At 60.0% G+C, this 542-nt stretch carries 1 protein-coding gene; it reads left to right on the top strand.

Annotated features, from left to right (window positions below; all coding sequences use genetic code 11):
• Positions 1–542, top strand: a 542-nt coding sequence (locus tag B7449_RS16730) for a ketopantoate reductase C-terminal domain-containing protein (protein ID WP_048883870.1), incomplete at both ends; no start/stop codon positions are given.

Here is a 542-nt window from a genome sequence, read left to right as displayed (position 1 = left end):
TTTATCGTCAGCATGCTTGATGCGCAGGGGCGCATTGTCCAGACCGGTTCTCTGCCCCGTCTTTCGATTGGAGATCGGGTAGGCGGCGATACGCCAGTGACACGCAGTATTGCGGAAGCCCTGTCGGGTTCCGGATTTGAAACGGTGTGTTCCACCCACATCCTGCAGGACATGTGGGACAAATGGGTCCTGCTCGCCGCCCTGGGCAGCATCTGCTGCCTGATGCGCGGAACCGTGGGGGATGTCGCCAGCCAGCCAGCAGGTCAGGCCTTTGCGCAGGCGGTCATCCATGAATGTGCGTCAACGGCGGCGGCGGCTGGTTATCCCCTACGGGATGCCACGCTGAAGGGCACTGTCAGTCTCCTGACGAAAACGGACTCCACCCTGACGTCCTCCATGTTCCGGGATCTGCTGCAGGATGCTCCTGTGGAAGCGCAACAGATTATTGGTGACCTGGTCAGGCGGGCATGCGCGCTTCAGATCCCTACGCCCATCCTGGATCTCACCGATCTGAATCTGCGCGTGTATGAACAACAAAGGCA

Origin of the sequence: Komagataeibacter intermedius TF2 (assembly GCF_000964425.1) — a bacterium.
GTDB classification, from domain to species: domain Bacteria; phylum Pseudomonadota; class Alphaproteobacteria; order Acetobacterales; family Acetobacteraceae; genus Komagataeibacter; species Komagataeibacter intermedius.
This window is presented reverse-complemented; position numbering and strand designations above follow the sequence as displayed.